The sequence below is a fragment of the Chryseobacterium sp. MIQD13 genome (genome assembly GCF_050496705.1).
Classification (GTDB): domain Bacteria; phylum Bacteroidota; class Bacteroidia; order Flavobacteriales; family Weeksellaceae; genus Chryseobacterium.
This window is the reverse complement of sequence record NZ_JBNWAF010000004.1, coordinates 349241-374899: the sequence shown is the minus strand read 5'-3', so window position 1 is coordinate 374899 and position 25659 is coordinate 349241. Positions and strand designations below refer to the sequence as shown.

The window sequence follows — 25659 nt, the reverse complement described above, 5'->3', positions numbered from 1 at the left end:
TAAATTACCTCATCAGTATGAACACTCTTCTTTATGACGGAAGTTTTGACGGCCTTTTAACAGCTGTATTTGAAGTTTTCGAATACCATTATAAAGAGGTGGAAATTATAAGTAAGGACAGGTTTCATCAGGAAAATATTTTTGCAGAAATTCATGAGGTAATCACTCAAAATGATAAAGCTGAACGGGTTTTAAATAAGCTGGAAAAGAATATTAGAAAATCAGGTATTCATGAGCTGTTAAAAGTTTTTTTATCTGAGGATATTGAACTGGAACATCTTATTCTATCAGCGGTAAGGCAGTCCATAAAACATCCTGAAGAAAATATCCTTCAAAATTATGCAGATAATGATATTGTAAAGATTTCAAAAATCTGCAAATCGGTAAGCAGAGAACGGCACAGAATGACCGCTTTTGTCCGATTTGAAAAAATGCAGGACGGTGTTTTTTTTGCAAAAATAGATCCTGATTTCAATGTTCTTCCGCTTATCCGAAAACATTTCAAAGACCGTTACCAGGATCAGAAATGGATGATTTACGATTTGAGAAGACATTACGGAATTCTATACGATCTGGAAAACTGTGATTTTTTCTATCCCGAAGAAAAGTTGGATCTTCACCAATACCAGCAGAAATTCCATGACGAGGAGCCGAATTACCAGACTTTATGGCAAAGATATTTTACAAAGACCAATATCAAAGAAAGGAAAAATTTAAAGCTTCACATCCAACATGTCCCGAAAAGGTACTGGAAATACCTGACAGAGAAAGAGAAATGGTAAATCACTTATTTTTCAGTTTCTCTTTCTGAATTGTCCTCAATGCTTTCCTGACAATATATGCCGTTTCTTTTGTTGGACTTTCACGAAGCCATTCATCACAGATTTCCGTTACGAATTCAGGCTGTGACTTACTTGCATCATTCAGCCAGTTTCCTATACTGTCCTGAACATATTTTGATGGATCGGACCGTAAAGGTTCCAAAATATCCAGTCCTAATCCAGGATTTTGCTTCAGTTCATTAATATGTGAGCACCAGACTCCTCTTGGCCTGGTTGCTTCACTTGCAAAACGCCTTATATTTTCATCATCATGTTTTGTCCATTCTGATAAAATCAACAGGCTTTCCGTAAGGTTCTTTGAAATATCAGGACGTACAGCCATCCAACAGATTTCCCTTACTCCGAAGTGACTATCGGAAGCAAAACTCTGTATAGCTTTCAGTTTTGTCTTAATATCAAAAGCAGGATCCCTCCCGGTTGCATAAGCCGCCCAGCAACGCACCAGATCTGCCCGATGTACAGAAAGTTTCGATAAAAAATTCTCATCCTGATTCTGAATTGAAAGATCAAGCAGTGTGATTCCTATTGCTTCATTGACGGTATTTACAGTTGTTTTTTTCAACTGATTTACATTTTCCAGAACAGGATCTAGGTATTCTGGTCTGTCATTTTGAAGAAGCAGGTTTTCCAGTAAAACCTTCTGATCTACTGCAAGCCATTCCGTGAGATTGGCAGTTTCTATTTCTCCCCGGTTCAGCTGCTCCAAAATATCATCCGGAATATCTTTAATGGAACGTGCTCCTTTTCTCTTCTCAGTCATCATTATTAATTATTAACTTTACAAAAGTCTGAAAGAGAATCAAGATAGGCAATACCGCATATTTTTCGCTCATAGGGATAAAAAAGTCAATTTTATGAAAACAACAGAACAGGCCGAAGAAAATAAAATATGTCCGTTGGAAATGGCTGTTAACACCATCAGCGGAAAATGGAAAATCCCTATTGTATGGCAGATTAATGAAGGTAAGAAACGGCCAAGTGAGTTTCTCCGTGGTATTGCTAAAGTAGATCGCCGGGTTTTAAACCAGCAGCTTGGTGAAATGGTACAGGACGGCATTCTGGCAAAACAATCCTTTAATGAGTTGCCGCCCAGAGTGGAATATGCGCTGACTGAGCTTGGAGAAAAACTGGTGGAGATTCTCTGGCAGTTAAACGGCTGGGGAAAACTTTTGATTTCTGAAAACGACAAACTTAAATAAAAACTACATGAAAAAAATTATTCCTCTCGTTATTGTTGTATTAATGACTTCAGCCTGCAGCAACGATAAAGCTGTATCAGGAAAAACCAAAATAGCAAAAGCTTTTATCCAGGAAAATGCGGTGAAGATCAATAAGGAGAAAAATACGATCCGGGAAAGGTTTTCTGCTCCCGAAGGTTATGTATGGATTGAAGAGCAACCGGATTCTTTCGGATATTTCATTGAAAATTTCAAGCTGAAACCTTATGGCAGCCAGATTATGAAATATGACGGTACTCCTATTGCAACACAGGATCTCCATGAAGCTGTTTTTGATATTGATACCGGAAGCAAAGATCTTCAGCAATGTGCTGATGCCGCCATCCGTCTGAGAGCTGAGTATTTATACAAAGCCAAAAGATTTGATGAAATTAAGTTCCATTTTACAAGTGGCGATCTGGTTTCATGGAATGATTATAAAAATGGAATCCGTGCTTTTGTGAATGGAAACACTGTCAGTTTCAGAAAAACGGCAGATTTTGATGATTCCTACCAAAATTTCAGAAAATATCTCGATCTGATCTTCAACTATGCAGGAACAATTTCTTTAAATAAGGAAACAAAAGCTGTTACAAAAACTTCGGATCTGAAAACGGGTGATATCCTCATTACACCGGGAAGTCCGGGCCATATTGTTTTTATTTCCGGCGTATGTAAAAATAAAAAAGGGGAAAAGTTATTTTTATTAAGCGAAGGATTCACTCCGGCTCAATCTATTCATACACTTTTGAATCCTTTTGATAAAAATATTTCACCATGGTACAGTCTTGATGTAAATTCTTCAGAAACAAAAACAGCGAGGTATTTTTTTAAGCCTACAAATTTCAGAAGCTTTTAATAATTTATATTCAAAACTCTTATCAACTTACTGCCATTATCTGAACTTGTTTTTGTAAATTTGTGTTCGAAATTTTTTACTTGATGAAAGAGAGTGCTGTAAAAAAAATTGCAGTTCTTACTTCAGGAGGTGACTCTCCGGGTATGAATGCGGCATTAAGGGCGGTTGTAAGAACCGCAAACTATTATAATATTGAATGCTACGGAGTAAGGGAAGGCTATAACGGACTCATCAATGATGATTTCCTGAAAATGGGTCCCCGTTCCGTAAAAAATATAATCAACCAGGGCGGAACGATTCTTAAATCTGCCAGATCTGTGGAGTTCAGGACTCCGGAAGGACGTCAGAAAGCTTATGACAACTGTGTGAAACATGGTGTGGATGCATTGGTATGCATAGGAGGTGACGGAACTTTTACCGGAGCAAAGATCTTCAATGAAGAATTTGGGATCAGAGTGATTGGTGTGCCGGGAACTATTGACAATGATATTTTCGGAACAGATAATACAATTGGCTACGACACAGCTTTGAATACAGCTATGGAAGCTATTGACAAAGTTCGTGATACCGCAACTTCCCACAACAGGGTTTTCTTTGTAGAGGTAATGGGCCGTGATGCAGGTTTCATCGCTTTAAACAGCGGATTGGCAACTGGTGCCCTTGACATCCTTATTCCTGAGAAAAAAGACAGTATGCAGGATCTTTTCGCTAATTTCAGAAAAGCTGAAAAGACAGGAAAAGCATCAAGCATTGTTGTAGTAGCTGAAGGTGAGAAGCTTGGAAATATTTACGAGCTTGCCAAGCAGACCAAAGAAGAATTCCCTGATTATGATATCCGTGTAACCATTCTAGGACATATCCAGAGAGGAGGTTCTCCAAGCTGTGCAGACAGAGTTCTTGCCAGCAGACTGGGTTATGGCGCCGTAGTAGGATTAATGGAAGGAAAAACAAATGTAATGGCCGGAATGCGTTCCAACGATTTGGTATATACACCCATTGAAGAGGCCATTAAAAAACATAATGAAATCAATAAAGATCTTTTACTGATTTCCGAAATTTTAGCAATCTAATTATTTTTTTATAATCTAAAACAAACTATTATGTCAACAATCAAAGTAGGTATCAACGGTTTTGGTAGAATTGGACGTCTTGTTTTCAGAGCAATGACTGAAAGAGATAACATTGAAGTAGTAGGAATCAATGACCTAATCAATGCAGAATACATGGCTTACATGTTAAAATATGATTCTGTACACGGTATCTTCCCGGGAGAAGTTTCTGTAGAAGGAAATGATCTTGTAGTAAACGGAAAAAGAATCAGAGTAACTGCTGAAAGAGACCCGAACAACCTAAAATGGAACGAAGTAGGTGCTGATTATGTGGTAGAATCTACAGGTCTATTCCTAGATAAGGAAAGTGCTTCTGCTCACTTAAATGCCGGTGCAAAAAAAGTAATCCTTTCTGCTCCATCTAAAGATGATACTCCAATGTTCGTAATGGGTGTAAACCACAAAGAACTTACTGACGATATCAAAATTTTATCAAACGCGTCTTGTACAACCAACTGTTTAGCTCCTTTAGCTAAAGTAATCCACGATAACTTCGGGATCGTTGAAGGTCTTATGACTACGGTACACGCTACAACGGCAACTCAGAAAACTGTTGATGGTCCTTCAGTAAAAGACTGGAGAGGAGGTAGAGCTGCTCTTAACAACATCATCCCTTCTTCTACAGGTGCTGCTAAAGCAGTAGGAAAAGTAATCCCTTCACTAAACGGAAAACTTACAGGTATGTCTTTCAGAGTACCAACTGTAGACGTTTCTGTAGTTGACCTTACTGTAAGACTAGAGAAAGCTACTTCTTACGATGAGATCTGTGCTGCTCTTAAAGCTGCTTCTGAAGGTGAATTGAAAGGAATCTTAGGATACACTGAAGATGCAGTAGTTTCTCAGGATTTCGTAGGAGATAAGAGAACTTCTATCTTTGATAAAGACGCTGGTATTATGCTTTCTCCAAACTTCGTAAAACTTGTTTCCTGGTATGACAATGAAATGGGTTATTCTAACAAGTTGGTGGATATGCTTGTACACGCTGCTTCTTTATAAAAGTAATAAGCAATAAATAATGAAAACCTTCCCGATGGGAAGGTTTTTATATTTTTCAGGAAATTTTTAATTTTTTGATAAATTATAAGTAACTCCGAAAAAGCCGGCAAGTTTATATATTCCCGAGTATGTAATTTCTTTTATATTGGAATTAATGAAATCATCATTACCATCTAAATTATTTCTGTCGAGCCTTTTAACATTAACCATAGATAATCCGCCGCTTAAAACAAGCCTGTTTTTATCCAAAAATGCAATAGAAGGACCGAAGTAAAAACTGATTTTAGCCTCCGTATTAGCACTCAGTCCTGCCGAAAAGCCCCATGAAAAGTCTTTTTTGGTCCAAAAGACATGAGCCAGCCCGCCGATTGAATGAGTAAGTTTATTGGACTCTAATTCCTTTACTCCGACAGTATTTCCCGCAGTATCATACTTTAAAGCAAAATTCTGGTCGCCAATAAAACTTAGCATATATCCTGTACTAAAGTTAACTCTTACTCCACCACCACTTGTCTTCACAGTAATAGAATTAAACTTACGCAATTCTTTACCGTCAGCTGATAAAAGCACAGGCGTTAAAGTGACCTCATCATCATTCAGCTGAACACCGTCTGTATAATATATAAAATCCTCTCTCTGCAATTGTTTGTAGAGTACATCGCCGGCACTTGCTTTTTCTGTAATTTCCTGAACAATTTCCGGATCATCAACCATTTTCATAATCTTTTTTGCAAAAAGCATTTCATCGTCGTAGTTAGCAGTAGCTTCTTTTAAGCCAGGGTTGCTTCCTTTTTTATTATCATTTGTATTACTTACAACTTCCTGGCTATTATTACTTACTTTTATTCCACCGGCAATACTTTTCATTTTAGAATACAATGTACGAAGATCAATGATCAGCTCACTGATCTCTTCATTATTCTGGTATGCTGCGTTGTACAGATTAGTCGCTTCTGTTTTAATTAAATCTATATTCTTTACTAAAGGATCATCCCCAATTACATTTTTTCTTATGTCATTTTCAAAATTGGCCTGTAATGCAACACTATTAGCTTTTTGGAGAAACTCTTTATATAGATTCATAAAGTCATCTGAATTACCAGTCCCGAGTTCTTTAACCTCTTTTTCTTCCAGTTGCCCAAAAATATCAGAAGTAAAAGAAAAATTTTTCCCGGTTGTTTCTACCTTATTACCTTTAACTTTGAATACATTTACATTCGTTATGCAGAATTTAATGCTCTCCCCCCTATTAAATTGATAAGATTTTATTTCGTCCTTTCCAAAAGGATTTATTACAATAATCCTGTTATCGGCAATACATTTTGTACTTTCAGTAAGGTTTTCTCTTTCCTGCTGTCCAAAGACAATTCCTGTAGAAAGTACAAACAACATTAATACAATTGTTTTCATGGCTATTAGTTTTCCACAAAGTTTGGAATTCCATGAACACAAGTAAATTACCCGTTCGGGTGATTTTGAATTATCAAAAAGGGCAACAAGGAAGGTATATAAAAGAAAAAAGCCTCTCCAGCAACGAGAGGCTATTAGTTTATCATTTTCAAACAACTAAAAAAGAAAAGAGTAAACTGTTTTTATAACATTCATTTAATTAACTTCGAATAAATTGCTGTAAAAATTCCATTGCCTAAAACTTAATATTTTCCTTAATCGAAATAAATTATAGAAAAAATTAAATCATTAAACAAAATGAAATGGATAAATTGAGCTTCCATGGTTATTAGTTCCTACAAAGTTTGGAATTTTATCAAAGTAAAAAAATCCCCCTTTTGTGGTATTTTGTAAGTATTTTGGTTATTTTAGCTAAAACTAATATATTCATGGAGAGCTCAGAAAAAAAACATCCTCTCATTGAAATCTGGAATACTTACCCGGGAGTCAGGAGAGACAGAAAGATTCTGGATAAACCACCGATTGAACGCATCATTGGCGAAATGTTTGCAATAGGTGAATTTTATTATTATGCTTTAAACCTTACGAACAGTACCCTTTCGCATCATCACGAAAATATTCTTAAGCTTCATGGCCTCCCCTCCTATCCTGAAAATTTAAAGGAAGTCATTGATCTCACCCATCCTGATGACATTGCGTTTGTGATGCAGGCCGAACAGATCCTTGTCAACAAAATAACGGAAATAGGTCTGGAACACCAGCTTTATATTAAAGGCAGCTACTGTTTCAGAATGAAAACAGCAGAAGGCAATTACGAGCTGTTTCATCATCAGTCTATTATCACCATGGAAGATGAAACCGGTATTCCTGTACAAGCTATAAACATTCATACGAATATTCATCATATTACAAAAGAAAACCCTTATACTGTACTGGTTTCCGGGATAGGTCCCAGAAATGATTTTCATCAGGTAAAACTGGAAGGTTTTTCGAAAACAGAAAATTTTTCCGAACATTTAACGAAAAGAGAAATGGAAATCCTTGCCCTTATCACCAAAGGTTATTCCGGGCCGGAAATAGCTCAGGCACTGATTTTGTCTGAACATACCGTTCGCACGCACAGGAAAAATATTTTACGGAAAACAGATTCAAGAAACAGCAAGGAGCTTGTAAAAAAAGCATTTGAAAGAGGTCTTATTTAATATCAGTAACATTTAATAAAGACTGACAAATCTCACCGCTGAATTTCGGTGCAAAACTTGTATTTTTATACAAGATGGACAAACCGATTTTACAACCTCGATTTAAAGATTCACCCCACTTCAAAGATTTCTGGGAAAAAGGCAATGGAAAACAGCTTATTGATTTTTCCGGAGCAGAAGTGAGCTTTAAGAATTTTGAGAAGTTTTCACAATATTTTCATCATGTAGATCAGGTCGGTGATGAAGTTGTAAAAGATGTTTATCTCGTTAAAAAGTTTCATGAAGCCTCAAGAGAGATTGAAGGCTACATACGGAATGGTGTTTCGGACACAGACCATATTCCTGAAAGTGTAAGAAAGCTTTTTCTCCAGACTCAAAAAGTCCCGGAATGGCTTGATTACAACCTGCTGAAAAGCGGCGCGGAACTCTGCATGAGAAGCAATCTGGATTCTCTTATTTCTCTGAGGGATTACTGCCTGATGGGAGGCTATGATTACGCCTACCTCAACAAACCGCTTACTGCCACGGAAGCCCTGAAAAAAGGTGCTGTAAAACGTCTTTCGGAAACGCTGGATTTCTGGGTGAATGCTACCCGTTATGATGCACTGGAACTGCATGCAAAAGGTTATGAATTTGCCATAAAAACCCGTCTGATTCACTCTTATGCACGACTTTCCATCAGGAAATATTACAAAGAATGGGATACGGAAAACTGGGGAGAACCAATCAATTCATGGGATATGATGGCTACTTATATTGGCTTCAGTCTTGTTTTTCTACACAGCCTTCAAAAACTGGGAAATACTTTTTCTGCTGAGGAGGAAAAAGGAATTTTCCACCTCTGGAAATATGTAGGATATTTATTGGGTATTCCGGAAGAGCTTCTTCCTGACAATAAAAAACAGGCAACGGAATATTTCTATCTGTGGACATCTGTACAACCACCTTCAGATAAGGATTCTATTTTACTGGCTCATTCCTTACTGAATGAATCACTGGAAAATCCCATTTTAAAATTCAAATTCGAAAGGAAGAATCTGAGGTATCTTCACATCTGCTGTACATGGTTCCTGCTGGATGATGAGGTATGCAAAAGATTGCAGATTCCTGATGTTCCTGCCAAAAATATATTTCCAAAAACAAAGATCATGATCAACAAGGTCTATGATAAGCTGGTAAGCCGGGATGCAAGAATAAAAAAGGGAAACAAAGATCAGATGAAGGTACTGGACGACTATCTTAACATTACTAAGAATTCAAATTTTCATTAGAAAAATACTGAGAAAACTCTTCCTGGAAAGTATAAAATATATTTTTCATGCTCTGAATCATAAGATCCTGCATCTCTTTCGTAATGAACAATATCCCCTATAAAAATTTATCATTTTTTAATTCAAAAAACATATTTTCGGGCTAAATAATATTAGCTTTTGATATTTAAATTATGTATTTTTGAGAAATTATTTTAATAGAGATGAGTAACATTGATGATAAGAAAAAAGCACTGGCTTTAGTGCTTGACAAGCTAGATAAAACATACGGAAAAGGAACTGTAATGACGTTGGGAGATGATTCTGTAGACAATACAATAGAAGTAATTCCTTCAGGATCTCTTGGGCTGGACATCGCATTAGGCGTTGGCGGGTATCCAAGAGGAAGAATCATTGAAATATACGGTCCTGAATCTTCAGGTAAAACGACTTTAACTCTTCACGCTATTGCTGAAGCTCAGAAAGCAGGCGGTATTGCTGCATTCATTGATGCGGAGCACGCTTTTGACAGAACTTATGCTGCAAAACTGGGAATTGATCTGGAAAACCTTATCATTTCACAGCCGGACAATGGTGAGCAAGCGCTTGAAATTGCAGATAACCTTATCCGTTCGGGAGCTATTGACATCGTAGTTATTGACTCGGTGGCAGCCCTTACTCCAAAAGCGGAAATTGAAGGGGAAATGGGAGATTCTAAAATGGGTCTTCATGCAAGATTGATGTCTCAGGCATTAAGAAAACTTACTGCAACGATTTCAAGAACAAAATGTACTGTAATCTTCATCAACCAGTTGAGAGAAAAGATTGGGGTAATGTTCGGAAATCCTGAAACAACAACCGGTGGTAATGCTTTGAAATTCTATGCTTCTGTAAGACTGGACATCAGAAAAGCAAGCGCACCTATTAAAAACGGTGATGAAGCTATCGGAAGCCGAGTGAAAGTGAAGATTGTGAAAAACAAAGTAGCGCCGCCTTTCAAACAAGCTGAATTCGACATTATGTATGGTGAAGGAGTTTCCAAAGTAGGTGAAATTCTTGACACTGCCGTAGATATGGGAGTTGTGAAGAAAAGCGGATCATGGTTCAGCTATGAAGAAACAAAACTTGGTCAGGGACGTGACGCGGTGAAGGATGTTTTAAGAGACAATCCTGAGCTTGCTGAAGAGCTGGAAAATAAGATCAAGGAAGAAATGAAGAACAAGAAATAATTGATAAAAAACGGTCTGAAATTCAGACCGTTTTTCTTTTAACTTTATATGCCTGTAAAAACACATTGAGATAGATGATTACCGATTATAAAAAAATTGATCTCTTCGGGAAAACATTCATTCAAAAAGTGGATGTGAAATCTCCTTTTGAATTTACCTTTCCGGTTGCCGAGCAGGCCTGTTTTTTATATATGCTTACGGGTGAGATACAATATCAGTTTGATGATATTCATACCGATATTCCTAACAGGCATTCGTTATTGCTCAATTGTGTCAATTCCGGAAACCATATCCATAATTCAAGTACTAACAGTAAAGGCGAACTTGTCATCATAACCTTTCATCCGGATATACTAAAGAAAATCTATGAAAGAGAGCTTCCTTTGCTACTTCAGCCAGGCAACAAAGTAACCAACCAGTTGAGTGGAAAAATAAACAACGATTTTCTCATTCATAAATATATCGAAGGGCTTCTCTTCTATTTTGAAAATCCGGCTCTGGTCAATGATGAGATCCTCATTCTGAAACTGAAGGAAATAATCCTTCTGCTGTCACAGACACAAGAGGCAGAAACCATACAGGCCATATTATCCCAGCTTTTTTCGCCGACAGCCTATACTTTCAAACAAATTATTGAAGCCAATCTGTTTTCGCAGGCCAGCATTGAGGAACTGGCACAGAAAACCAATCTAAGCGTTTCATCTTTTAAAAGGGAATTCAAAAAACTATATGATAACTCTCCCGCCCATTACATTAAAACCAAAAGGCTGGAAAGAGCCACCGAATTACTATTGATTTCCGATGAACGTGTTACCACTATCGCTTTTGAGTGTGGGTTTAATGATCTTGCCAATTTCAACAAAAGTTTTCAGGAAAAGTACAATACCACTCCCACAAATTACCGTTCAAAGCTGAATAAGGAAATGTAAAAACATCACACTTATTATCACTATCCTTCCTGTATTTTATTTTTTGAACCAAACAGACAGATAAATGAGCCTATTTGCAAAGTCTCTTTTCTGTTTCTGCAGCAATTTTGCAACAGTAATTCAACATTCAAAAAAACAAAATTATGGGACTATCATATTTAGGAATTTTCCATACCGCTATAGGTATTATTGCTATCGTAGCAGCAGTTACAGACTTTATTAGAAAAGGAAAAATTGATTTAAACACACCTTCGGGGAAAATTTACTTTTATTTTACGCTGATCACTTCACTGACTGCTTTGGGATTATCTAAACACGGAGGGTTTAATCCGGGGCATATTTTTTCAGTTTTCATTATTGTTTTAATATTGACAGCTTATTTTCTTCATAGCAAAAAGCAGGGAAACAACAGAGCCAGATTTTTTGAAAACTTTCTCCTATCCTTCAGCTTTTTCTTATCGCTGGTTCCTACCGTTAACGAAACATTTACGCGTGTTCCCATCGGGCATCCTTTAGCTAAAGCACCAACGGATCCGGTCATTGGGCAAACCCTTCTTGGTCTTTTCGTACTGTTTGTTGTTGGTTCCGTTTTTCAGTTCAGGGAACAAAGAAAAATTAACAGATCCGTATAAATTTTTGTAGTTAAATATTCCCGTTTTTAGAAGAAATTCTTTACAAATAAATGCCATTCTGTCACATTCTGACGCATGGTATTTTTTTTGAGAAAGGAATAGAAAATTAAAAACAAAAATTATTATGACTAAAGGAAATATTAATGTATCCGTGGAAAACATTTTCCCGCTTATTAAAAAATTTCTTTACAGTGATCACGAAATATTCCTGAGAGAACTGATCTCCAATGCAACGGATGCTACTTTAAAACTGAAGCACCTGACAAGCATCGGGGAAGCAAAAGTTGAGTACGGAAATCCAAAGATTGAGGTAAAGATTGATAAAGAACAGAAAACTTTACGCATTATAGACCAGGGAATCGGTATGACAGCCGAAGAGGTTGAAAAATACATCAATCAGGTTGCTTTTTCGGGCGCTGAGGAATTCCTTGAAAAATATAAAGATACAGCAAAAGATGCTGGCATCATCGGACATTTCGGTCTTGGATTCTATTCTGCATTTATGGTGGCGGAAAAAGTGGAAATTCTTACCAAATCTTACAAAGACGGATCTGCAGTAAGATGGATCTGCGACGGAAGCCCGGAATTTACACTTGAGAAAACAACTGATAAAACTGATAGAGGAACGGAAATCGTTCTTCATATTGCAGAAGATTCTACAGAGTTTTTAGAAGAAGCTAAAATCCGTGAGTTATTATCAAAGTATAATAAATTCATGCCTGTTCCTATTAAATTCGGGACAAAAACTCATACACTTCCATTACCGGAAAACGCTCCTGAAGATGCGGTTGCAGAAACTGAGGAAGTGGACAACATCATCAACAATCCTACTCCGGCATGGACAATTGCTCCAAGTGAGCTTACGAATGAGGATTATATGAAGTTCTACCACGAGCTGTATCCAATGCAGTTTGAGGAGCCTTTATTCAATATTCACCTGAATGTTGATTATCCTTTCAACCTTACCGGAATTCTTTTCTTCCCTAAACTGAGCAACAATCTGAATATTGATAAGGATAAAATTCAACTCTATCAGAATCAGGTATTCGTAACGGATGAAGTGAAGGGCATTGTTCCTGACTTCTTAATGCTTCTGAGAGGGGTAATAGATTCTCCGGATATTCCGCTGAACGTTTCCCGTTCTTACCTTCAGGCAGATGGTGCGGTGAAGAAGATTTCTTCTTACATCACTAAAAAAGTTGCCGACAAGATGTCTTCCCTGATCAACGAAAACCGTGAGGATTATGAGAAGAAATGGAACGATATCAAGATCGTAATCGAATACGGAATTATCACAGAAGAGAAATTTGCAGAAAAAGCAGACAAGTTTACATTATACCCAACCACAGACGGAAAATACTTCCTGTGGAATGAATTAATTGAAAAAATCCAACCTTCTCAAACAGATAAAGACGGTAACACGGTAATTCTTTATGCTACCAATGCTGATGAGCAGCACAGCTACATTCAGGCAGCAAATGATAAAGGTTATGAAGTTCTATTACTGGATTCGCCTGTAATTTCTCACGTAATCCAGAAATTGGAGACTACGAAAGAGAAAATTTCATTTGCAAGAGTGGATGCAGACCACATCAACAACCTGATCAAAAAAGATGAACCGGTTATTTCCAAATTAAACGAAACTGAAAAAGAGTCTCTAAAGAAAGGCGTGGAAGAAGCCGTAAAGGATGCCAAATTCACAGTACAGCTTGAAGATCTTGACAGCAGCGATGCTCCGTTTACCATCACTCAGCCTGAGTTCATGAGAAGAATGAAGGAAATGCAGGCTACCGGCGGTGGCGGTATGTTCGGAATGGGTGGTTTTCCGGAAATGTATAATCTTGTAGTGAATTCTAACAGTGAGCTTTCCAGCCAGATCTTAAAGACGGAAAATTCTGAGGAAAAGGAAATGCTAATTAAATATGCTTTGGATCTTGCAAAACTCTCTCAGAATCTGTTGAAAGGAAAAGACCTGACGGATTTTATCCAGAGAAGCTATAAGCAGTTGGAGAAATAATAATATCAAATCATATAAAAGACTGTTCCCAATATAAGAACAGTCTTTTTTTGTCTTTTAAGTTGATGAAATAGTTTTAAACGCAAAGATTTTATCTCCGATAAAATTGTACACCGCTGCTGTCATTGCGAGCAAAGCGAAGCAATCTCTTAATAATCTTAACTACTGAACTTCTTCTTAATGGTTTTTATTCTGAAACATTAAGTTTTGAATTAAGATTTTAAGAATATTAAGCTCAACTTCGTTTTTTAAGTGAGATTGCTTCGCTTTGCTCGCAATGACGGTTTGTGGTTTTGTATGGTTTTAAAGAAAATTATCAATATATTGATTTGACTATTTTAATATTATCAACTTTCTCTTTATTTTCTGTTTATTGATAAGAAGCAGGCCCATATTTTTTCAATTTTTTATTGTACATTTTAAGGTTTTTTTCCATTTTTGTATAAAATGCCGGATATGCAAAAAGAAAAATTACGCGCCATCAGAAAACAGAAAGGTTATACGCAACAGCAAATAGCTGATATTATCGCGACCGATGTATCCAACTATAGCAGAAAAGAAAGCGGAGATGTAAAAATTGTAAGGGATGAATGGGACAAAATTGCACGTTTCCTGAATGTTTCTGTGGAGGAAATTTATGTAGACGAGGAAGCTAAAGTTGTGATTAATAATGATCATCCTGTATTTAACGATCAATCAAGTTCAACTGGAATTATGACTCAGTATAATAATATTCCAGGTTCTATTATTCAGAATCTTCAGGATTATATCTCTTTTTTGAAAGAGGAGAATGAAAAATTAAAAGAAGAGCTGAAAAGTCCAAGAGGGAGAAAATAGCAGTTACGATTTAAATCTGTTGCTGTTTTAGCATATAAATTAATGCCATGAGTACTGTTAGGTATTATGGCATTTTTTATTGTTGTATGTTTTACTACCCCGTCTTTTTGTAGGCAAAAATCCACCCCTTCAGAGAAAGGGAATAGGATCCGACTTCTGGTAGTTTGATGCACGACATAAAGGCTTATACCAAAAATAGGTTCCGGCGGCTTCGCCGCCGGAACCTATTTTTGGTATATTATAATTTATCAATAGCTTTCAGGATTTCTTCTTTGTTATTTACCAAACCTTGCAGGTGATCTCCTTCAGATTCAATGAAAACCTTGGTACCTGCAGCATTATCAAAAACCAGCTTTCCTTGTTCGTAAGGAATGGTTTTATCTTCCTTACCGTGAATAACAAGCAGCGGCAGTTTCCCCAGAGCTTTCACATCTTCTTTGGCTGCATATGGAGAAATCATAGACTGTAAAATAAAATCCTTGTATTGAGGGGTAAAATGAGCCGCAATATCCGTAAAAGAGGCCATTGGACAATCCAGAATAAGTCCGGAAATCTCAGAAATATTATCTTTGGCAAGATGCGCCGCAATTTGGGTTCCTAAAGAAGCTCCATAGATATAGACTTTCGTATTCTTGATATCAGGTCTTTTCATCAGTTCATCAAAAATTTTCTGACCGTCTTCCGCTATATTTTTGTGATTGGGTTTACCTGTAGATAATCCATACCCTCTGAGATCTATCATTACCACCTGATATCCGGCATCTACAAGAGGTTTGGTCATGAACTGATAGGTAGTGACATTTCCTGCTGCTCCATGAAAATAAAAAATTGTCTTTCGAGGATTTTTGGTATCAGTTTTTGCTATAAAAGCTGTAATTGTATCATTTTCTACGGGAAAATTAATCTGTTCAGAAATTTTGAACTCAAATGGCTTCATGGTTTTGTTTGGCTGATAGAACTTATCATCCATCTGAGCTTTTGAAAATACGGTAATAAAAAGGAATACTAAAGACAGAATTGAAATTGGTTTCATAGTTTTTTGTTTTATTTATGAACCAAAGGTATTGTGACGGATATCAATTAAGAAAAATATTCTGCTGAACCGTATGTATTCCTGCCTGAATGGTATAATTTACAACATTATATCTCTTCCAAAGGGTCCCAGAAGAGTTTTTTAAAGTTTTTTATTCTAAAATTTTCAACAGTAATCCCTTCTGCTTCCAATCTTTTCTGGAATTCAGGAACAGACAGTGTACCGGAGCTGGAGATCACGCGATGTGCGGGAACATCTTCAGGACAGCCACCCATTGCCTTTCCTACGTGCCGGGAATGGTTCGGGTACCCTACAGCTTTGGCTATGGCTCCATAAGAGGAAACTCTTCCTTTTGGAATAAGTCTTGTGATTTCATAAACCTGTTGTTTGAAAATTTCGTCCATAGTACCTGTTATGCTGTTAATAAATAGTTCCGAATAATAATTTCTGCATCATTTTTGAACTCTTCATATCTCAATGATGTTTCATTTAAATATAAAGATATGAAAAAATCATTTTTCAAGCTACTGAATACAGTGAATAAAAAGGTGCTTCCAAAGCTGAGTAATAAAGATCCCAACAAATTAACCAAACTGGAAAAAGGTATTCTGGCTTACCGTTATTTTGTGCTAGTAAATTCGCTTGAATAATTTTCCTTAAGTCGTTGTCATTGCAAGCGAAGCGAAGCAATCTCTTAATAATCTTAACTACTGAACTTTTTCTTAATGGTTTATTTTGAAACATTAAGGTTAAATAAGGTTTTAAGAATATTAAGTTTAAACTTTGTTTTTAAGATGAGATTGCTTCGCTTCGCTCGCAATGACGTTGGAGAAATAAAAAACGCTCCAAAATGAATTGAAGCGCCGGTATTTTTAATAAGAACTTAATCTTAAGAATTCTCAAGGATATAAGAGAACATCAATGGTGCACAGATGGTAGCATCACTTTCAACGATGAATTTCGGTGTGGTGATATCAAGTTTACCCCAAGTGATTTTCTCATTCGGAACTGCCCCTGAATATGAACCGTAAGAAGTTGTAGAATCCGAAATCTGGCAGAAATAAGACCAGAAAGGAATATCATGCATTTCCATATCCTGATACAGCATTGGCACTACACAGATAGGGAAATCTCCTGCGATACCTCCACCAATCTGGAAGAAACCAACTCCTTTTCCACCTGAATTTTTAGTATACCAGTCTGCAAGATACGTCATATACTCAATTCCTGATTTCATAGTAGTTGCTGTAAGCTCACCTTTGATACAGTAAGAAGCGAAGATGTTACCCATTGTAGAATCTTCCCATCCCGGAACTACGATTGGTAAGTTTGCTTCTGCAGCGGCAATCATCCAAGAATTTTCTCTTGGAATTTCATAATACTGCTCAAGAACTCCTGAAAGGATCATTTTGTACATGAATTCATGCGGAAAATAACGCTCGCCTTTAGCTTCTGCATCTTTCCAGATTTCTACGATATGTTTTTGAAGTCTTCTGAAAGCTTCCTCTTCCGGAATACAAGTATCTGTAACTCTATTTAATCCTCTTTCCAACAGGTCCCACTCGTCCTGTGCAGTAAGATCTCTGTAATGAGGAACTCTTTCGTAGTGAGAGTGTGCCACAAGGTTCATAAGATCTTCTTCAAGGTTAGCTCCTGTACAAGAAATAAAATCAACTTTTCCCTGACGGATCATTTCTGCAAGGATTTTCCCCAATTCAGCAGTAGACATAGCACCTGCCAAAGTGATCATCATTTTTCCGCCATCTTTAAGATGTGCAACATACCCTTTAGATGCATCCACCAATGCAGCCGCATTGAAGTGCAGGTAATATTTCTCTATAAATTCAGAAATCGGTTTGCTCATTTATTTAATTTTTGCAAAGATAAAACTTAAAAACGGAATGAAGCAGCTGCGCTTAAAGAAACTCTGTGTAAACTTTCTTTTTCATCTTCACCGAATTTATAAGTTACTCCGTTATACTTCATTTTACTTAAGGTTCCGCCACTTAGGCCAATTTTCGGACCAATTAAAAAGTTCTTCGTAACCTGATATTGGTATCCCAAATCAAGCTCTGCTCCCAAAGTACTTCCTTTGGCTTTTACATTGGCTGTTTTTGATGTATAGGACATTACTCCCAAAGCTACATCTGCAAATATTTTATGTTTTGTGGGTTGATTATCATTGGAAAGTCTTCCGGACACACCAAAAAATGTAATATTATCTTTTGTAGTTACCGGAACAGAAACCGGCATTCCATCTATATATCCTAAAATATATCCGTCACTTGATGCGCTGTAGTTAGAGTATTTTAGCCCGAATGCCATTCCTTTCTTTATTTCATAATGTGCTGAAACATCGAAATTCATTCCGCTCTTCAAACCTTTTACATATTCTTTTTCTTCCCTGCTAAGACCTGATGCCGTTTTTGCAACCCTCCATGCATAACCTACAGAAGGCGTAACAGAAAATTTTTGAGCAAAAGACATGGCGGAAATGGAAAATAATCCAAGAGCTATTAATTTTTTTATCATGGTTTAGAATTTGGCGCAAAAATAGGATTTTTTATGAAAGTAAAAAGTACAGCCCACACTATACTTCTGTTTCAAAGAAAATATCTTTTCACAATCCTAAAATTTAAACTTCCTGTTCTCTTTTTTCTCTGAAATTTTCTTTTTGGTATCCAGACGTTTCTGCTTCTGACCTTTTGAAGGTTTTGTTGCCACTCTTTTCTTTGGGACAATTAAAGCTTTGTCAACGAGTTCAATAATTTTTTCAATTGCCTTATTCTTGTTCATTAGCTGTGTTCTGCTCTCTGATACAGTTAGAAACAGATAGCCATCAGCATTGATCCTGTTTTTTAATTTATTTTGAATCAGCTCTTTTTGGTAACCATTAAAAAATTCAGACTCAGTAATAAGCCAAAGAACAGTCACGGAGGTTTCCACCTTATTGACGTTTTGGCCCCCTGCCCCACTGCTCCGGGAGGTTTTAAAGCTGAGTTCTTTTGAAAAGTCTTTCATATTTTTATTTTGAAAATCAAAAATCAGGTGATTCACTTATTTTTCTTTCTAATTCTATCCTGTTTACCTTACCGTTGGGAGTTCGCGGAATTTCTTCAACGAAAATAATTCCTTTTGGCTTATGAAAATTCTTCTCAAAAGGTATTCCTGATATTTTTGATGTAAGATCCGCAGATTCTTCTCCTTCAATAACAAGCATCAATTTCCGGCCCAAACTTTCATCTTTTACTCCCACAAAAACTGCTTCGTTGGGAATCTCTTTTTTGACCAAAGCTTCCAGAGTTTCAGGGAAAATTTTTGCTCCTCCTGAATTGATCACGTTGTCTATACGCCCGAGAAATTTGAACTGCCTTTCGTTTTTAATTTCAACTAGATCATTAGTCTGAAGCACCTCAGCATTAACATTTGGGGCAAAAATTTTCAGACAACCCCTGTCATCTGTGCTAATAGAAACGTTTTCAAAAGCAGTAAAATAGTCTTCAGCTTCCGGCATCACCTGCTTCAGTGCAATATGGGAAAGGGTTTCGGACATTCCGTAGGTTTCAAAAATACGGATGCCCTCTAATTTTTGAGTTTGTTCTATTTTTCTTTTTAGGGATTCAGAAACTGCTGCTCCACCTATAATCAGGTTTTTAATCAAGTACAGTTTATCCAGCGAGTTCTCTACCTGAAGCGGAGTCATTGCGCAGAAATCAACTACTTCATTCAGATGTTCTGCCGGTTTCAAGGAAGGTTCTGTAACAAACAGCTTTAATTTTCTCTCAATAGAGCGGACTATCATCATTTTACCTGAAATGTATTCAACCGGCAGGCATAATAATGCTTTATTTCCCTCACTCAATCCCAGAAAATTACAGGTCATTACAGCAGAATTAACCATTTTATTTTTTTCGATTTCAAAAACTTTGGGTGTTCCTGTAGAACCGGAAGTCTGTACTTTTACAGTAGCTCCGTCAGAAAACCATTCGTCTAAAAAATTTTTGATTTTCTGTTCGAAATCTGTCTGAAAGGATAAATTATTAATATTGAGATTCTTGAAGTCTATCAGCATGATCATGTGAAATAAAAAGCAGTGTAAATTTAAAAAAAACTTTAAAAAGTTCTTGTATCTAAAGAAAAAAGCTGTAAATTTGCACCACTGAAATAAACAAAGACCCATGGTGTAGCGGTAACACTACTGATTTTGGTTCAGTCATCTGGGGTTCGAATCCCTGTGGGTCTACAAACCATCCTTTTTAGGATGGTTTTTGTTTTTTTAGAATCTACAGATTTTTATAACGAAACGGAATTTTCACAATATCAATTACCTTTTCACCTTTATTATTTTTTCCTACAGTCCATTTTACTTTATCTGTAGCCTTTATTGCGGCTGATTTCACTTCAATATTAAAGATTTCATTTTTTCCGTAAACTGATATATTCAGGACATTACCATCATCATCAATTTTAATAATAATTTGTGTATCCAAGGTTTCAGACAAAGATTTCAAAACCTGCTTATTCAGATTTTGCTCTACTTTTTTTACAAAAGCTTTGTTTCCATCAGGAAATTGTGCAGGAAAAGTAGTTGAAGGCGGCGGCGGAACAGAAGAATCTTGCGGCTGCCTGGACTCATACTGATCTGAAACCCGTGAACTTGGTTCAGCCTTTGTCTTTTGTGAGAAAGCTACCGTAGAAATTAAAGCAAAAATTAATAATGTAATTCTTTTCATAGTTGAATATTTAGTGCAGTGAAACAGTACGATAAGATACAAAAAAGGACAGATAAAATCTGTCCTATATAATTTTAGCAATTCAAAGAAGCCTTTATCTGATACTATTTGTTTTTATATAATTTAAACATCAAAAACAGGAAAGTAAGCCATACCGGAATTAAAATAACCTGAATTTCCATTCCTGTGATACTCATCAGGACCAAAATAGCTAATAAAAACAAAATACAGATGTAATTCGAGACCGGATAGAATATGGAAGGGAATTTTGATTCAATCCCCAATTTCATGATACTTTTCTTAAACTTCAAATGGGTATAACAGATCATCAGCCAGTTGATAATGAGGGTAGAAACTACTAAAGCCATCAGATATTCAAATGCTTTTTCAGGAACCAGCTTATTAATAATAATACAGATCCCTGCAAAACAGGAAGATACAATAATCGCATTGGTAGGAACATGGCTCTTGTTCAGCTTTGTTAAAAACTTCGGCGCATTTCCCTGCTGTGCCAGTCCGAAAAGCATACGGCTGTTACTGTAGACACTGCTGTTGTAAACGGATAAAGCTGCCGTGAGAACAATCAGGTTCAAAACATTGGCAATAAGTGAATTAAACTGTATTACTTTTCCGAATAAATTAAACTCAAATCCATTTAAATTCTGGAAAACCATTACGAAAGGGCTTGTTCCTTCTGTAATTTCTCTCCAAGGGCTTAATGCAAATAAAATCACTAATGCTCCAACATAAAAGATCAGAATTCTGTAGATTACCTGATTGGTAGCCTGTGGAATAGTCTTTTCAGGATTCTTGGCTTCTGCAGCAGTAATTCCTATCAGTTCCAGTCCTCCAAAGGAAAACATAATCATAGCCATGGCTGCAAAAAGCCCTGAATAACCACTTTCTGTTTTATTGAACAGTCCTTTTGGAAAAAATCCTCCATCGTTCCATAAATTCTGAATACTGGCTTTATCCCCTCCGGTACCGCTTACCAACAAGTAAATACCGAAAAGAATCATCGCAACAATAGCTACTACTTTAATGATGGAAAACCAGAATTCAGTTTCCCCGTATACTTTTACAGAAGCAAGATTTAAGGCATTAATAACAATGAAAAAGAACAAACTGGAAACCCAGAGCGGGATTTCCGGCCACCAGAAATGGATATAATGCCCTATCGCTGTAAGTTCAGCCATACTGACAAGGATATACAGAATCCAGTAATTCCAGCCGGAAGCAAAACCAGGGAAATTTCCCCAATATTTATAGGCAAAGTGGCTGAAACTTCCTGAAACAGGTTCCTGAACCACCATTTCTCCAAGCTGACGCATAATAAAGAATGCAATAATTCCTGCCAAAGCATAGCCCAGAATAACGGAAGGACCCGCTAAAACTGCTGCCGGACCAATTCCAAGAAACAATCCCGTTCCTATGGCGCCTCCGAGGGCAATTAATTGAATATGTCTGTTGGTTAATCCTCTTACTAGAGATCCGTCATTAGATCCCGTTTTCTGTTCGCTGCTCATAAAATCAATTATGCCCTAAATATATAAAACTTTAGAGAAACTCACATTCTATGGAACTGTAAGAACATCCAAGAAGTTCAGTTTTAAAGAATTAAAAAGTAAAAAAGCAGGATTTGCCTATAAAAACTCTTCAGGAATTGAAATATTATTCTTTTTCATGTATTCCAAAAGTCCCTGATATTTATCTTCAGAGCCATCTGTTCCACATTTATGGGAGATACTGCATATATCGGAAGGTTTGATTTCCAGAATATCGGAGATTTTTGTCAGTATTTCCAGATTAATCTTCACTTTGGAATTTTCAATGTCAGAATATGCCTTTTGGGAAATGCCCATTTCAAAAGCCATATACTCCTGCGTAAAGTCTTTGCTTCTACGGATTTTCCTGATATTTTGACCACATACTTTCATCGCTTTTGTTTTAGTAGTTTTCGGTATAGTTTAGAAGCTTAGCTACTAGACTTACACAAAGTTAATAAATACCTTTGGCAAAACATTATACACGTTACATGATATTTATTTTTTCATATAAATCTAAGGTCAATACCATCTGATTTCAGAGGATAAATATCACTTCGGTACAACACAATTGGAATTATGGAGACGCAAAAATTCAATTATGACAATAATATTGTCAGAGCATTCTTGTATGCTACTATCGTATTCGGGCTGGTCGGTTTTTTATTAGGGCTTTCGGCTGCGCTGATGCTTTTTTACCCTGAATTGCCGGAATTCTTATTCGGAACGGATGATACCACTATCCAGAGCTTAAGAAGCGGAAATATACAAGGTCTTATCAATACTCAGGGCGCCATGGGATTCGGAAGAATCAGAATGCTTCATACAAGTGCCGTTATTTTTGCTTTCGTATGTAATTCCTTCTTCTGCGGTGCCTACTACAGCATGCAGAGGCTTTTAAAAACAAGAATGTACAGTGATACATTATCATGGATTCACTTCTGGAGCTGGCAGCTGATGATTGTTGCAGTAGTGATCACATTCTTAATGGGAATCAATACTTCCAAAGAATACGCAGAACACGAATGGCCGATTGACATTCTGATCACCTTCTCATGGGTTGTTTTCGGAATCAACATGTTCGGAACCATTGCAAAGAGAAGGGTAAGACACCTTTATGTAGCGATCTGGTTCTATATAGCTACATGGATTGCCGTAGCTATGCTCCATATCTTTAATAATCTTGAAGTTCCCTTATCATTCACCAGCTGGAAATCCTATTCCGTATATTCCGGGGTAAAAGATGCACTTGTACAGTGGTGGTACGGTCACAATGCCGTAGCATTTGTACTGACAACTCCGGTATTAGGTCTGATGTACTATTTCATGCCGAAAGCGGCACAGCGTCCCGTATTCTCTTATAAATTATCCATTATTCACTTTTGGTCGCTGATTTTCGTATACCTATGGGCTGGTCCGCACCACCTTCAGTATACGGCGCTTCCGGCATGGGCTCAGGCCGTAGGTACAGGATTCTCTATCATGCTTATTGCCCCTTCGTGGGGAGGAATGCTGAATGGTCTTCTTACCTTAAGAGGAGCCTGGGATAAAGTAAGGGAAAATCCGATCCTTAAATTCTTTGTGGTAGCAGTTACCTGTTATGGTATGGCTACTTTCGAAGGACCTTTACTGGCAACAAAATCCTTAAATAAAATAGGGCACTATACTGACTGGGTAATCGGGCACGTACACCTTGGAGCACTCGGATGGAACGGTTTCATGGCCTTTGGGGTTGTATATTACCTGATCCCTATCATGTGGAGAACTCCTTTGTGGTCTAAAAAACTGGCCAACTGGCATTTCTGGCTGGGAACACTGGGAATTATCTTCTATGCAGTTCCGATGTACATCTCAGGATTCACACAAGGATTAATGTGGAAACAATTCAATCCGGATGGAACTTTGATGTATAAAAACTGGCTGGATACGGTAACGGCAATCATTCCTTACTTTAAAATGAGATTCTTAGGAGGTATCCTTTATCTTTCAGGGGCTATTTTAATGGTGGTGAATGTGATCAAAACAGTAAGATCAGGATCATTCCAGAAAAATGTTCCTGCGGAAGCGCCTGCGTTGGCAGATATCGGAAGCGCAAGAAAAGAAGGCGAAGGTGTTCACCTTTGGCTGGAAAGAACTCCTAAATTACTTTCTATACTGGCTTTCATTACTGTAGCCATAGGCGGACTGATAGAAATTATTCCAACATTATCCCTTAAACAGAGCGTTCCGACTATTACAGCTGTAAAACCTTATACTCCACTGGAGCTGGAAGGTAGAGACCTGTATATCCGTGAAGGCTGTAATTCCTGCCACTCACAGATGATCCGTCCTTTCCGTGATGAAGTGGTAAGATTTGAAGGGAAAAACGGGCAATATTCCAAAGCGGGAGAGTTTATCTATGATAGACCATTCTTATGGGGATCTAAAAGAACAGGGCCGGATCTTCACAGAGAAGGCGGCAGAAACCCGGATTCATGGCACTTTAAGCATATGTACAACCCGAGAATTACATCCGCAGGTTCTATTATGCCTCGTTTTCCGTGGCTGATTACGAACAAGCTTGACCGTACCCAAATGGTTGACAAGATGAGGTTAATGAAAAACTCTTTTGATGTACCTTATTCAAAAGCGGAAATAGATTCTGCAGGTAGATGGGCAGATAACCAGTCAAAAGCCATTGTACAGAGAATTTATTCTGAAGCGGCAGATGTGAAAGATCAGATGGAAAAAGAAAGATCTGCAAAAGGAGCATCTTATGTCCCGCTTGAGCAGAGAGAAATTGTAGCAATGATCGCCTATCTGCAAAGATTGGGAACTGATATTAAAACGACACAGATCCAGACGGCAAGCGCTGAGTAATAATTCAAAATTATACTGTTATGAAAAAGAGAACCCCTATTTCAATATATATCGCAACAACGATAGGCTTAACGATCATGGCATTTGAAATGTTCGCCGGAGACTCAGGTTATTTTTCTTCACCGTTTTTCTGGGCGCTGATCCTGATCGCTGTTATCCTTCTTATGATTATGAATTCTATCGGGGATCTGGTTGAAAATGAAAGCTTCAGCAGATTATCGGATGAAGAAAAGAAAGCATATTTAGCAGAAAAAAGTATTCCTTATTACCAGAAACTTTGGAATTCAGCTTTTAAAAAGCAGTCTGCTACTGAAGAAAAAGATATTCTCATTGATCATGGTTTTGACGGGATCACAGAGCTAGATAACTCACTTCCAAAATGGTGGATCGGCCTTTTCTGGTTCGGATGTATTTTCTGTGTAGTTTATCTTACTGCTTTTGCTTTCACAGAATACGCTCACCCGGAAGCTGAATATGATAAAGAAGCCAAAACAATGCTTGCCTCTATTGCTGAATATGAAAAAACTGCGCCTCAGATCAATCTGGAAACAGCAAAATACAGTGCAGACAATATTGCAGAAGGCCAGGAGCTTTTCAAGACTAACTGTGTGACCTGTCATGGTGACGGTGGAAAGGGAGGCATCGGTCCGAATCTTACGGATACACACTGGATCAATATCAAAGAAAAAAGTCTGTTTAAAAATGTCTTCTGGATGCTTGAAAACGGCTCTCCGAACAATCCTACGATGAGACCATTCATCAAGGAGGGAACCATTACCGGAAGGGATGCAGAGAAGATTGCAGCCTATATTTATCACATTAACCAGGAAACTTCCCCTATAACAACTTCTCAGGGCGGTGCCGCACCTCAGGGTGAAGAAGTGAAATGGGAAAACGGTAACAATTAACAAAAATTTATTATCTCCATATATCTCTTGCCCCCTTTGACACTACTCTAACA

At 37.3% G+C, this 25659-nt stretch carries 26 protein-coding genes and 1 tRNA gene; 16 read left to right on the top strand and 11 right to left on the bottom strand.

All coding sequences use genetic code 11. The features are described 5' to 3' along the window. Positions 1–17: 17 nt before the first annotated feature. Positions 18–782, top strand: a complete 765-nt coding sequence (locus ACQWU4_RS18645) for a TIGR03915 family putative DNA repair protein (protein WP_429937249.1) — start codon at positions 18–20, stop codon at positions 780–782. A 1-nt stretch (position 783) separates the two neighbouring features. Here ACQWU4_RS18645 and ACQWU4_RS18640 read toward each other — a convergent pair whose 3' ends face one another. Continuing rightward, entirely contained in the window at positions 784–1602 is an 819-nt protein-coding gene (locus tag ACQWU4_RS18640) for a DNA alkylation repair protein (protein WP_429937372.1), read from the bottom strand. A 94-nt stretch (positions 1603–1696) separates the two neighbouring features. Here ACQWU4_RS18640 and ACQWU4_RS18635 point away from each other — a divergent pair, with 94 nt between their 5' ends. From ACQWU4_RS18635 to gap, 4 genes are all read left to right on the top strand, one after another. After that, entirely contained in the window at positions 1697–2041 is a 345-nt protein-coding gene (locus ACQWU4_RS18635; RefSeq protein ID WP_429937248.1) for a winged helix-turn-helix transcriptional regulator, read from the top strand. A 7-nt stretch (positions 2042–2048) separates the two neighbouring features. Beyond that, positions 2049–2918, top strand: a complete 870-nt coding sequence (locus ACQWU4_RS18630; protein WP_429937247.1) for a DUF4846 domain-containing protein — start codon at positions 2049–2051, stop codon at positions 2916–2918. 83 nt (positions 2919–3001) lie between these two features. Next, a complete protein-coding gene (gene pfkA, locus ACQWU4_RS18625) occupies positions 3002–3988 on the top strand; it encodes a 6-phosphofructokinase (protein WP_429937246.1) in 987 nt (328 codons plus the stop codon). Between the two features lie 30 nt (positions 3989–4018). Next, positions 4019–5023, top strand: coding sequence for a type I glyceraldehyde-3-phosphate dehydrogenase (gap, locus tag ACQWU4_RS18620; protein WP_429937245.1), 1005 nt, complete (start codon positions 4019–4021; stop codon positions 5021–5023). A gap of 66 nt (positions 5024–5089) precedes the next feature. Here the strand turns inward: gap and ACQWU4_RS18615 are convergent, their stop codons facing one another. Further along, the gene (locus ACQWU4_RS18615; protein ID WP_429937244.1) at positions 5090–6433 is read right to left on the bottom strand and encodes a hypothetical protein; all 1344 of its coding nucleotides are present in this window, start codon (positions 6431–6433) and stop codon (positions 5090–5092) included. Between the two features lie 428 nt (positions 6434–6861). Here ACQWU4_RS18615 and ACQWU4_RS18610 point away from each other — a divergent pair, with 428 nt between their 5' ends. The 7 genes from ACQWU4_RS18610 (at position 6862) to ACQWU4_RS18580 (ending at position 14529) form a co-directional block, all read left to right on the top strand. Further along, on the top strand, positions 6862–7635 hold the full coding sequence (locus ACQWU4_RS18610; RefSeq protein WP_429937243.1) for a response regulator transcription factor: 774 nt from the start codon (positions 6862–6864) through the stop codon (positions 7633–7635). Between the two features lie 74 nt (positions 7636–7709). Continuing rightward, positions 7710–8906 carry an oxygenase MpaB family protein gene (locus ACQWU4_RS18605; protein WP_429937242.1) on the top strand — a complete coding sequence of 399 codons (1197 nt, stop codon included), beginning with the start codon at positions 7710–7712 and terminating at the stop codon, positions 8904–8906. Between the two features lie 203 nt (positions 8907–9109). Continuing rightward, positions 9110–10114 (top strand): recombinase RecA, encoded by a 1005-nt coding sequence (recA, locus tag ACQWU4_RS18600; protein ID WP_040997229.1) that lies wholly within the window; start codon positions 9110–9112, stop codon positions 10112–10114. A 74-nt stretch (positions 10115–10188) separates the two neighbouring features. After that, on the top strand, positions 10189–11043 hold the full coding sequence (locus ACQWU4_RS18595; RefSeq protein ID WP_429937241.1) for a helix-turn-helix domain-containing protein: 855 nt from the start codon (positions 10189–10191) through the stop codon (positions 11041–11043). A gap of 143 nt (positions 11044–11186) precedes the next feature. Then, on the top strand, positions 11187–11675 hold the full coding sequence (locus ACQWU4_RS18590; RefSeq protein WP_429937240.1) for a hypothetical protein: 489 nt from the start codon (positions 11187–11189) through the stop codon (positions 11673–11675). A gap of 124 nt (positions 11676–11799) precedes the next feature. Then, complete coding sequence (htpG, locus tag ACQWU4_RS18585; protein WP_429937239.1) at positions 11800–13692, top strand: molecular chaperone HtpG; 1893 nt, start codon at positions 11800–11802, stop codon at positions 13690–13692. 456 nt (positions 13693–14148) lie between these two features. Continuing rightward, complete coding sequence (locus tag ACQWU4_RS18580; RefSeq protein ID WP_429937238.1) at positions 14149–14529, top strand: helix-turn-helix transcriptional regulator; 381 nt, start codon at positions 14149–14151, stop codon at positions 14527–14529. Between the two features lie 238 nt (positions 14530–14767). On the opposite strand, the gene ACQWU4_RS18575 is transcribed toward ACQWU4_RS18580, so the two are convergent. Together ACQWU4_RS18575 and ACQWU4_RS18570 are read right to left on the bottom strand one after the other, a co-directional pair. Next, complete coding sequence (locus tag ACQWU4_RS18575; protein ID WP_429937237.1) at positions 14768–15562, bottom strand: alpha/beta hydrolase; 795 nt, start codon at positions 15560–15562, stop codon at positions 14768–14770. 107 nt (positions 15563–15669) lie between these two features. Continuing rightward, the gene (locus ACQWU4_RS18570) at positions 15670–15966 is read right to left on the bottom strand and encodes an MGMT family protein (protein WP_429937236.1); all 297 of its coding nucleotides are present in this window, start codon (positions 15964–15966) and stop codon (positions 15670–15672) included. A gap of 99 nt (positions 15967–16065) precedes the next feature. Here ACQWU4_RS18570 and ACQWU4_RS18565 point away from each other — a divergent pair, with 99 nt between their 5' ends. Beyond that, complete coding sequence (locus tag ACQWU4_RS18565) at positions 16066–16212, top strand: hypothetical protein (RefSeq protein WP_429937235.1); 147 nt, start codon at positions 16066–16068, stop codon at positions 16210–16212. Positions 16213–16451: 239 nt separating this feature from the next. On the opposite strand, the gene ACQWU4_RS18560 is transcribed toward ACQWU4_RS18565, so the two are convergent. The 4 genes from ACQWU4_RS18560 to ACQWU4_RS18545 all read right to left on the bottom strand — a co-directional run bounded on the left by ACQWU4_RS18560 (position 16452) and on the right by ACQWU4_RS18545 (position 19634). Continuing rightward, positions 16452–17426: a deoxyhypusine synthase family protein gene (locus ACQWU4_RS18560; RefSeq protein ID WP_184165598.1), complete on the bottom strand. Its 975-nt coding sequence runs from the start codon at positions 17424–17426 to the stop codon at positions 16452–16454. Positions 17427–17452: 26 nt separating this feature from the next. Continuing rightward, entirely contained in the window at positions 17453–18094 is a 642-nt protein-coding gene (locus tag ACQWU4_RS18555; RefSeq protein ID WP_429937234.1) for a hypothetical protein, read from the bottom strand. A gap of 96 nt (positions 18095–18190) precedes the next feature. Next, positions 18191–18583, bottom strand: coding sequence for an alternative ribosome rescue aminoacyl-tRNA hydrolase ArfB (arfB, locus tag ACQWU4_RS18550; protein ID WP_429937233.1), 393 nt, complete (start codon positions 18581–18583; stop codon positions 18191–18193). Positions 18584–18599: 16 nt separating this feature from the next. Beyond that, entirely contained in the window at positions 18600–19634 is a 1035-nt protein-coding gene (locus ACQWU4_RS18545) for an AMP-binding protein (RefSeq protein WP_429937371.1), read from the bottom strand. A gap of 100 nt (positions 19635–19734) precedes the next feature. Here ACQWU4_RS18545 and ACQWU4_RS18540 point away from each other — a divergent pair. Beyond that, positions 19735–19805 (top strand) — tRNA-Gln (locus ACQWU4_RS18540). 40 nt (positions 19806–19845) lie between these two features. On the opposite strand, the gene ACQWU4_RS18535 is transcribed toward ACQWU4_RS18540, so the two are convergent. The 3 genes from ACQWU4_RS18535 to ACQWU4_RS18525 all read right to left on the bottom strand — a co-directional run bounded on the left by ACQWU4_RS18535 (position 19846) and on the right by ACQWU4_RS18525 (position 22232). Continuing rightward, positions 19846–20295 (bottom strand): hypothetical protein, encoded by a 450-nt coding sequence (locus ACQWU4_RS18535; RefSeq protein WP_429937232.1) that lies wholly within the window; start codon positions 20293–20295, stop codon positions 19846–19848. A 104-nt stretch (positions 20296–20399) separates the two neighbouring features. After that, positions 20400–21821 (bottom strand): amino acid permease, encoded by a 1422-nt coding sequence (locus ACQWU4_RS18530; protein WP_429937231.1) that lies wholly within the window; start codon positions 21819–21821, stop codon positions 20400–20402. A gap of 117 nt (positions 21822–21938) precedes the next feature. Continuing rightward, positions 21939–22232, bottom strand: a complete 294-nt coding sequence (locus tag ACQWU4_RS18525) for a helix-turn-helix domain-containing protein (RefSeq protein WP_429937230.1) — start codon at positions 22230–22232, stop codon at positions 21939–21941. Positions 22233–22418: 186 nt separating this feature from the next. On the opposite strand from ACQWU4_RS18525, the gene ccoN reads away from it, so the two are divergent. Together ccoN and ACQWU4_RS18515 are read left to right on the top strand one after the other, a co-directional pair. Beyond that, on the top strand, positions 22419–24698 hold the full coding sequence (ccoN, locus tag ACQWU4_RS18520) for a cytochrome-c oxidase, cbb3-type subunit I (RefSeq protein ID WP_429937229.1): 2280 nt from the start codon (positions 22419–22421) through the stop codon (positions 24696–24698). A gap of 20 nt (positions 24699–24718) precedes the next feature. Continuing rightward, complete coding sequence (locus tag ACQWU4_RS18515; RefSeq protein ID WP_429937228.1) at positions 24719–25606, top strand: cbb3-type cytochrome c oxidase N-terminal domain-containing protein; 888 nt, start codon at positions 24719–24721, stop codon at positions 25604–25606. The last annotated feature ends 53 nt before the right edge of the window (positions 25607–25659 follow it).

Bases quoted from the DNA above. Each gene is read 5' to 3' on its own strand.
- ACQWU4_RS18645 (WP_429937249.1), top strand. From the start codon at position 18: ATGAACACTCTTCTTTATGACGGAAGTTTTGACGGCCTTTTAACAGCT.
- ACQWU4_RS18640 (WP_429937372.1), bottom strand. From the start codon at position 1,602: ATGACTGAGAAGAGAAAAGGAGCACGTTCCATTAAAGATATTCCGGAT.
- ACQWU4_RS18635 (WP_429937248.1), top strand. From the start codon at position 1,697: ATGAAAACAACAGAACAGGCCGAAGAAAATAAAATATGTCCGTTGGAA.
- ACQWU4_RS18630 (WP_429937247.1), top strand. From the start codon at position 2,049: ATGAAAAAAATTATTCCTCTCGTTATTGTTGTATTAATGACTTCAGCC.
- pfkA (WP_429937246.1), top strand. From the start codon at position 3,002: ATGAAAGAGAGTGCTGTAAAAAAAATTGCAGTTCTTACTTCAGGAGGT.
- gap (WP_429937245.1), top strand. From the start codon at position 4,019: ATGTCAACAATCAAAGTAGGTATCAACGGTTTTGGTAGAATTGGACGT.
- ACQWU4_RS18615 (WP_429937244.1), bottom strand. From the start codon at position 6,433: ATGAAAACAATTGTATTAATGTTGTTTGTACTTTCTACAGGAATTGTC.
- ACQWU4_RS18610 (WP_429937243.1), top strand. From the start codon at position 6,862: ATGGAGAGCTCAGAAAAAAAACATCCTCTCATTGAAATCTGGAATACT.
- ACQWU4_RS18605 (WP_429937242.1), top strand. From the start codon at position 7,710: ATGGACAAACCGATTTTACAACCTCGATTTAAAGATTCACCCCACTTC.
- recA (WP_040997229.1), top strand. From the start codon at position 9,110: ATGAGTAACATTGATGATAAGAAAAAAGCACTGGCTTTAGTGCTTGAC.
- ACQWU4_RS18595 (WP_429937241.1), top strand. From the start codon at position 10,189: ATGATTACCGATTATAAAAAAATTGATCTCTTCGGGAAAACATTCATT.
- ACQWU4_RS18590 (WP_429937240.1), top strand. From the start codon at position 11,187: ATGGGACTATCATATTTAGGAATTTTCCATACCGCTATAGGTATTATT.
- htpG (WP_429937239.1), top strand. From the start codon at position 11,800: ATGACTAAAGGAAATATTAATGTATCCGTGGAAAACATTTTCCCGCTT.
- ACQWU4_RS18580 (WP_429937238.1), top strand. From the start codon at position 14,149: ATGCAAAAAGAAAAATTACGCGCCATCAGAAAACAGAAAGGTTATACG.
- ACQWU4_RS18575 (WP_429937237.1), bottom strand. From the start codon at position 15,562: ATGAAACCAATTTCAATTCTGTCTTTAGTATTCCTTTTTATTACCGTA.
- ACQWU4_RS18570 (WP_429937236.1), bottom strand. From the start codon at position 15,966: ATGGACGAAATTTTCAAACAACAGGTTTATGAAATCACAAGACTTATT.
- ACQWU4_RS18565 (WP_429937235.1), top strand. From the start codon at position 16,066: ATGAAAAAATCATTTTTCAAGCTACTGAATACAGTGAATAAAAAGGTG.
- ACQWU4_RS18560 (WP_184165598.1), bottom strand. From the start codon at position 17,426: ATGAGCAAACCGATTTCTGAATTTATAGAGAAATATTACCTGCACTTC.
- ACQWU4_RS18555 (WP_429937234.1), bottom strand. From the start codon at position 18,094: ATGATAAAAAAATTAATAGCTCTTGGATTATTTTCCATTTCCGCCATG.
- arfB (WP_429937233.1), bottom strand. From the start codon at position 18,583: ATGAAAGACTTTTCAAAAGAACTCAGCTTTAAAACCTCCCGGAGCAGT.
- ACQWU4_RS18545 (WP_429937371.1), bottom strand. From the start codon at position 19,634: ATGCTGATAGACTTCAAGAATCTCAATATTAATAATTTATCCTTTCAG.
- ACQWU4_RS18535 (WP_429937232.1), bottom strand. From the start codon at position 20,295: ATGAAAAGAATTACATTATTAATTTTTGCTTTAATTTCTACGGTAGCT.
- ACQWU4_RS18530 (WP_429937231.1), bottom strand. From the start codon at position 21,821: ATGAGCAGCGAACAGAAAACGGGATCTAATGACGGATCTCTAGTAAGA.
- ACQWU4_RS18525 (WP_429937230.1), bottom strand. From the start codon at position 22,232: ATGAAAGTATGTGGTCAAAATATCAGGAAAATCCGTAGAAGCAAAGAC.
- ccoN (WP_429937229.1), top strand. From the start codon at position 22,419: ATGGAGACGCAAAAATTCAATTATGACAATAATATTGTCAGAGCATTC.
- ACQWU4_RS18515 (WP_429937228.1), top strand. From the start codon at position 24,719: ATGAAAAAGAGAACCCCTATTTCAATATATATCGCAACAACGATAGGC.